General features: G+C 74.1%; 6 protein-coding genes. 3 read left to right on the top strand and 3 right to left on the bottom strand.

Features of this window, described 5'->3' with window-relative positions; genetic code table 11:
• Nucleotides 1-51: 51 nt before the first annotated feature.
• The gene (locus IH00_RS0115220) at nucleotides 52-879 is read left to right on the top strand and encodes an ABC transporter permease (RefSeq protein ID WP_031073758.1); all 828 of its coding nucleotides are present in this window, start codon (nucleotides 52-54) and stop codon (nucleotides 877-879) included.
• A gap of 20 nt (nucleotides 880-899) precedes the next feature.
• Here IH00_RS0115220 and IH00_RS0115225 read toward each other — a convergent pair whose 3' ends face one another.
• Complete coding sequence (locus IH00_RS0115225; RefSeq protein ID WP_031073760.1) at nucleotides 900-1,235, bottom strand: hypothetical protein; 336 nt, start codon at nucleotides 1,233-1,235, stop codon at nucleotides 900-902.
• Nucleotides 1,236-1,401: 166 nt separating this feature from the next.
• Here IH00_RS0115225 and IH00_RS0115230 point away from each other — a divergent pair, with 166 nt between their 5' ends.
• Nucleotides 1,402-2,436 (top strand): LLM class flavin-dependent oxidoreductase, encoded by a 1,035-nt coding sequence (locus IH00_RS0115230; protein WP_031073762.1) that lies wholly within the window; start codon nucleotides 1,402-1,404, stop codon nucleotides 2,434-2,436.
• A 119-nt stretch (nucleotides 2,437-2,555) separates the two neighbouring features.
• Here the strand turns inward: IH00_RS0115230 and IH00_RS0115235 are convergent, their stop codons facing one another.
• Nucleotides 2,556-2,948, bottom strand: coding sequence for an SCO5389 family protein (locus IH00_RS0115235; RefSeq protein ID WP_031073764.1), 393 nt, complete (start codon nucleotides 2,946-2,948; stop codon nucleotides 2,556-2,558).
• A gap of 222 nt (nucleotides 2,949-3,170) precedes the next feature.
• Here IH00_RS0115235 and nucS point away from each other — a divergent pair, with 222 nt between their 5' ends.
• Nucleotides 3,171-3,833 carry an endonuclease NucS gene (gene nucS / locus IH00_RS0115240; RefSeq protein WP_031073767.1) on the top strand — a complete coding sequence of 221 codons (663 nt, stop codon included), beginning with the start codon at nucleotides 3,171-3,173 and terminating at the stop codon, nucleotides 3,831-3,833.
• A 121-nt stretch (nucleotides 3,834-3,954) separates the two neighbouring features.
• On the opposite strand, the gene IH00_RS0115245 is transcribed toward nucS, so the two are convergent.
• Nucleotides 3,955-6,472 (bottom strand): ATP-binding protein (locus tag IH00_RS0115245; protein WP_031073769.1); only part of this gene is annotated, 2,518 nt, incomplete at its 5' end.

Here is a 6,472-nt window from a genome sequence, read left to right on the forward strand (position 1 = left end):
ACAGGCCCAGGCCCCGGCCTCCCTGACCAAGAGCGACTCCGAGGACCCCCGATGACCACCCCGACCACTCCGCCGACCCCGGCCCCGTACTCCTACACCTCGCCCATCCCGGTCCGCCGCGCCCACCTCGGGGACGCGCTCGCTTCCGAGTGGACCAAGATCCGGTCCGTGCGGTCCACGATGTGGACGCTCGGCGTGATGATCGCCCTGATGGTCGGCATCGGCGTCCTCTCCGCCATGGCCGTCGCCGGCACGGACGCGAATCTCGAGGGCCAGTCCGCGCTGGGGCTGGGCTTCTTCGGCGTGCTGCTCGGCTCGATCTGCGTGATCACCCTGGGCGTGCTCACCATCTCGTCGGAGTACGGCACGGGCATGATCCGTACGACCCTGACGGCGTGCCCCAGCCGCGCGCGGGTGCTGGCGGCGAAGTCGATCGTCTTCTTCCTGCTCGTCTTCGTGCTCACCACCACCGTCGCCGCGGCGGTGGGCATGCTGCAGACCACGATCGTGGACTCGGGCACCACGACCGGTGAGGACTGGTTCCGCGCCACCATCGGTGTCGGCCTGTACGTGGCGACGCTCGGACTGCTCTCGCTCGCCGTCGGCGCGCTGCTGCGCCACTCGGCCGGCGCGATCACCGTCATGCTCGGTGTCGTCCTGCTGCCGCTCGTCGCCGCGATGTTCATGTTCTCGGAGTCGCTGCGGGACGTGCAGCAGGCCCTGTTCGAGTACTCGATCCCCAGCCAGCTCGCGGTCCTCTACGACAACGCGGTGACCCAGTCCGGCCCGTCCGGCTGGGAGCCGCTGTGGATCATGGCCGGTCTGGCCGCGGCGGCCATGGTCGCCGCCTTCTTCGCCCTCGACCGGCGGGACGTGTAGCCGGAAGGGCAGGCCGCTCCCTAATAACGCGGCGCGTTACGGGACCGCTGCACCCGCGAGGTGCGGCGGTCCTTCGCGTTCCAGCACGCCTTGTGCCAGTGGCGGCGGTCGTCCACACCGCCGTACGACGACGGCCAGGCCACCACGTGCGCGAGGCCGGACGGGATCTCCTGGTCGCAACCCGGGCAGCGGTACCGCTTGCCGAGCGCGCTCGCGCCCGCCACGTGCCGCACCGCCCACTCCTCGCCCTGCCAGGACTCCGAGCGCTGGAATCCGCCGTACCGGTCCCCCACCTCGCCGGTGATGCTCTCGTTCGGCTTGTCGCCGCCACGCGGGCGGTTTCGGCGCGGGGACACGGGACACCTCACAGGGGGCAGGCGTGAACAGGGCCCGTCCAGCCTACGGCAGCGGCAGTTAACGGAATATCGGAACAACTTGCGCCTGGGCCGTTGCCTTTGGCACCTGCCAGACGTTGTTGCCCCTGAGGGGAGTCGCGTCGGCCGCGCTAGGAGGCATCAGGCGATGCGTGTGGGAACTTTTGTACTGGCCGCCCAATTTCCCGGCCAGGGCCAGGGCGAAGCGCTCCACCGGGCGGTGCGTTCCGCCGAGGTGGCCGAGGAGGCGGGCCTGGATTCCGTCTGGCTGGCCGAGCACCACTTCGTGCCGTACGGCGTCTGCCCCTCGGCCGTCACTCTCGCCGCGCTGCTGCTCGGCCGGACCCGCCGCATCAGGGTCGGGACCGCGGTCAGCGTGCTGCCGACCACCCATCCGGTGGCGCTCGGCGAGCAGGCGGCGCTGCTGCACGTGACCTCCGGCGGCCGGTTCACGCTCGGGGTCGGCCGCGGCGGGCCCTGGGTGGACCTGGAAGTCTTCGGCTCGGGCCTCGGGGCGTACGAACAGCACTTCCCGGAAGCGCTGGACCTGCTGCTGCGCTGGCTGCGCGAACCGCGCGTGTCGGCCGACGGCCCCCGCCACCGGTTCCGCGAGGTCCCCGTGGTGCCGCGTCCGGACGAGCTGATCGACGGCGACCCCGCCCCGGAGACGATCCTGGCCTGCACCTCGCCCGCGAGCGTGCGGCTGGCCGCGGCGCGGGCCCTGCCGATGCTGCTGGGCATGCACTGCGGCGACGACGAGAAGGCGGAGATGGTGGCGCTGTGGCGGGCGGAGGCGCACGCCGCCGGGCACCCTCCGGAGGTGATCGCCGGCGCTGCCGCCCGGCACGTCTCGGCGGGTGTGGCGCAGATCGCGGACCGCTCGGCGGACGCGGCCCAGGCGCTGCTGAAGGCGATGCCCGGCTGGCTGAGGCAGGGGCTCGGCGCCCATGTGACGGTCGACGGCCGGCAGCGCGCGATGCGCGACCCGTACGCGTACACGGAGCTGCTGTGCCGGCTGCACCCGGTGGGGACGGCGAAAGGGGCGGCGGACCGGCTGGCGGCGACGTCCGAGCGGACCGGCATCAGGCGCTTCGCGCTGCTCGTCGAGGGGTCCGGGGACATCGTGGCCACGGAGGAGAACGTACGGCGGCTGGGCGGGGACGTGCTGCCGCTGCTCGGCTGAGGGAGCGGAGGCCGTGACTGGCGGCGAGGGGGGCGCGGCCCGCGCGGGCGTCGCCTGCATCGGTGCTGCCGCCCCGGCACCGGCTGCGGCCGGCGGCGCAACGGAGCGGCAGCACGGGCTCAGCAGTCGCGCAGCTCGGGCGACTGGTTCAGCAGCTGGGCCCGTACGGAAGTGAAGCGGGTGTACCGCTCGTCCACCGAGGAGTCCAACGGGAACACCGCGACGCGGTGGCAGTTCTGGAACGCCAGACGGACCCCGAAGTGCCGCTGGAGCGCACCCCGGATCGCGTCACTCGCGAGCGCACGCAGCAGCTGTCCACGTGCCTGCTCGTCCGGCGGCGGCGTCTGGTTGTCGGCGAACGCACCACCGTCCACCTTCAGCTGTGCCACCAGAGAACTGATCATCTCCCATGCGTAGGGCAGGGAGGTCCGGACGCAGTCGACGAAGTCGGCTTCGTCGACCTCGCCTCGCTCGGCCTGTTCCAACAGCGCCGGTGAGACGTCGAGCGACATGGGTTCTCCTCTCGCGACCCCGGACGGTAGCGGGGTCTTACGGGCAGGGAAGGAGGACGCCCCCGTAGGCCACGCAGAGTGCCCGGGCGACAACCTCCCGCTTCCACGGTAAGCGCGCTGTCCGGAGCGCACCAGGAGAATGGGGTCACAACCGGCCATGTACGTAAGGGGGTTTAGGGCCGAATCGCGCGGAAGCGTAGGAGTCGAGTAGCGTTGCCGTCCATGCGTCTCGTCATCGCCCGCTGTTCCGTGGACTACGCGGGCCGGCTCACCGCCCACCTGCCCTCCGCCCCCCGTCTGATCCTGGTCAAGGCAGACGGCAGCGTCTCCATCCATGCTGACGACCGGGCGTACAAACCGCTCAACTGGATGTCCCCGCCGTGCACCCTCAAGGAGGGTGACGACAGAGTCTGGACGGTCGTGAACAAGGCGGGCGAGAAATTGATCATCACGATGGAGGAAATCCTCCATGACTCGTCGCACGAGCTCGGTGTGGACCCCGGCCTCATCAAGGACGGCGTGGAAGCACACCTCCAGGAGCTGCTCGCCGACAGGATCGAGACATTGGGGGACGGTTATTCGCTGATCCGGCGCGAATACCCGACCGCCATCGGGCCGGTGGACATCCTCTGCCGGGACGCGGACGGCGCCACGGTGGCCGTGGAGATCAAGCGGCGCGGCGAGATCGACGGCGTGGAGCAGCTCACCCGCTATCTGGAGCTGCTGAACCGCGACCCGCATCTGGCGCCGGTGAAGGGCATCTTCGCGGCGCAGGAGATCAAGCCGCAGGCGCGGGTGCTGGCGACGGACCGCGGCATCGGCTGCGTGGTGCTGGACTACGACGCGCTGCGCGGCATCGAGGACGACAAGCTGCGCCTGTTCTGAGGCGCCGCACGAACGGGCGGTACGGCTGCGGCCCCGGGAGACGAGACGATCTCCCGGGGCCGCAGTCGTGTGTCAGGACGCGCGCCGCGGTCGTGCGCCGGGGCGCGCGCCGCGGCCGGGCTCAGGACGCGCTGGGTGAGCCGCCGTCGCCGGTGGTCCCGCCGGTGGTCTCCGTGCCGCCACTGCTGGTGCCGCCGCCCGCGCCGCCGCCCGTGGTGGTGGTCCCGCCGGCGTCCGTGCCCCCGCTGTCGGTGCCACCGGTCGTGGTGGAGCCGCTGGTCGTCGGCGAGCCCGTGGTGCTGCCGCTCGTGGTCGGCGAGGGTGAACTGCTGCCGCCGCCCCCGGTGGTGGTCGGCGACGGGGAGCCGCCGGTCCCGCCGGTGCTGGTCGGGGAGGAGCTGCCGCCGCCGGTGCTGGTGGGCGAGGAGCTGCCGCCGGTCGAGGTGGAGCTGCCGCCGGACGGGGACGTCCCGCCCGTCTGCGTCCCGCCGCCCGTCGCCGAGCCGTCGCCCGGCTCCTGTGCCGAGCCGGTCTCGCCGGGGCGGACCGGACCGGGGTCCGCGGTGCCACCGGATCCGCCCGTCGAGCCGGTGCCACCGATGGAGCCGCCGTCCGGGCGGCGCGTGGAGTCCTGGCCGGGCTCCTCCGCGTCGAGTCCATCGTTGCCGTCGTCCTCGTTCGCCGACTGGTCCGACGTGACGGGGCGGGAGCCGCCGTCGCCCTCAGCGCTGCCCGAGGTGGCGCCGAGCGTCACGACCGTGCCGAGGACGGCGGCGAGCAGCGCACCGGCGCCCGCCGCGACCAGATTGCGCCGCGCGCCGGTCAGGATGGTGCGCCGGGCCGTGGGACGGGCGGCTGCGGCGCCCGCCGGGGCGCCGGCCGCGACACCCGCCGCGGCGCCGGTCGCGACGCCCGGTTCCGCGGTGTCCTTGCGGGTGGGGAGGGTGGACGGCTCGCGGGACAGACCCGCCAGACGCGGCAGCCCCGCGGGGGCGCCCTTCGCGGGTACGCCGCCGGGCGGGGACGCCGATTCGTCGTGGCGTGCGGCGGGCACCTCCTCGCCCGCGGCCGTGCGCCCGCCGAGCAGCGGTCCGCGCTCCCGGTCGGCGACCAGCGCCAGGGCTCGCCGGCCCGCGACCGTGCCGCGCTTGTCGGCGAGTGCGCCGCGCAGGGCGATCGACGCCTCCAGCTCGGCGCGGGCCCGCTCCAGGTTTCCGGCGCACAGCGCGAGGACGCCCAATTCATGGTGGAAGTACGCCTCTTCGGCAACTTCGCCCGAAATGCGGGCCGCTTCCTGGCCGGTGCGCAGCGCCCGCTCCCAGGCGCCCCAGTGCAGCGCGGCCGCGAAGGCGGGCACCGCGCTGCGGGCCAGCAGGACCGCCGCGCTCGCGTGGCCCGGCTCCCCTCCCCCAGCGCCCTGCCCGGCCGTCGGCCCCAGCACCAGCGCGGCCATCGCGGCCAGCACGGCGTCCGCCTCGGCGGCCACCCGCTCGGAGGTGACCGAGGGGTGGGCGGCCCACCAGGCGTAGTGCTGGGCGGCGGTGTGGGCACGGCCGGCCGCACCATCGTCGTATCCGCTCGCGACGAGCTGCGCCGACACCCCGGAGGCGAGCCGGTAGCGCGTGCCGACCGGGGTGAGCAGCCCGCACCCGAGGAGTTCGCCGAGGGCGGCGTCGGCGTGCGTGTCGCCGACGAGCGCCGGCAGGTGCGCCTGGTGCGGGACCTCGCCGCCGAGCGCGACCGCGAAGCGCAGGGTCTCGCGGGCCGATTCGGAGAGGCGGGAGGCGAGCAGCGCCGCGGGAGCGGCACCTTCGGCGAGGCTCGGCAGCGGTACGTCGCGGCCCGCGGCGAACACGTCGGCGTCGCCGGACACCTCGTCCGCCGCGTCGTCGTCGCCGGGGACCTCGTCGTCCGCGGGGCCGGCGCGCATCTCGTCGCGCTGGCGCAGCAGGGCGCCGGCCTGGATGAACCGCAGAGGCAGGCCCTCGGACTCGAACCAGAGGTCGCCCGCCCAGTTCGCCTCGTCGTCGGTGAGCGCCCGGTCGACGGCGCGCTCCAGCAGTTCGAGGACGGAACCGCGGCCCAGTCCGGCGAGGAAGACCTCTTCGACGTGCGAGTCCGGGGAGGGCGCGGGCACGTCGGGCGTGGCCGCGAGCAGGAACGCGCACTCGGGCGTGGCGTCGAGCAGCTCGTCCAGCGCGGAGCCGCCGAACTCCAGGTCGTCGACGACCACGACGGCGCCGATGTCGTGCACGGCGGCCAGGAGTCCCGCTCGGTCGGGCCGGTGGCCGGGCGCGCGGTACACGGCGGCGAAGAGCTCGTACAGCACCTCGGTGGGCGTGCGGTGGTGGCCGCTGAGCCGTACGACCCCGTCGGGTGCGAGGTCGGCGCAGTCCGCGGCGACGGCGTCGAGCAGGGCGGTCCGGCCGGAACCCGACGGCCCGGTCAGCCGGACGGAGCGGCCGCGCGCGAGGAGGCGCACCAGCCGCTCCCGCTCCTCCTGGCGCTCCAGCAGCGTGAGGTGGCGGGCGAGGGGGCCTGGGGGTACGGGCGGGCCGGAAGCGCGCGCCTGTTCGGTGCGCTCGTCCGGGGTGTGGCGGCCCGGCGGCGCGGGCTGCCGTCCGGGCGGACAGACCTCG

The sequence above is a fragment of the Streptomyces sp. NRRL S-118 genome, from assembly GCF_000716335.1.
In the GTDB taxonomy this organism is placed as follows: Bacteria; Actinomycetota; Actinomycetes; order Streptomycetales; family Streptomycetaceae; genus Streptomyces.

Coding starts and splice junctions, on each gene's coding strand:
- IH00_RS0115235 (WP_031073764.1), bottom strand. CDS start 2,948: ATGTCGCTCGACGTCTCACCGGCGCTGTTGGAACAGGCCGAGCGAGGC.
- nucS (WP_031073767.1), top strand. CDS start 3,171: ATGCGTCTCGTCATCGCCCGCTGTTCCGTGGACTACGCGGGCCGGCTC.
- IH00_RS0115230 (WP_031073762.1), top strand. CDS start 1,402: ATGCGTGTGGGAACTTTTGTACTGGCCGCCCAATTTCCCGGCCAGGGC.
- IH00_RS0115220 (WP_031073758.1), top strand. CDS start 52: ATGACCACCCCGACCACTCCGCCGACCCCGGCCCCGTACTCCTACACC.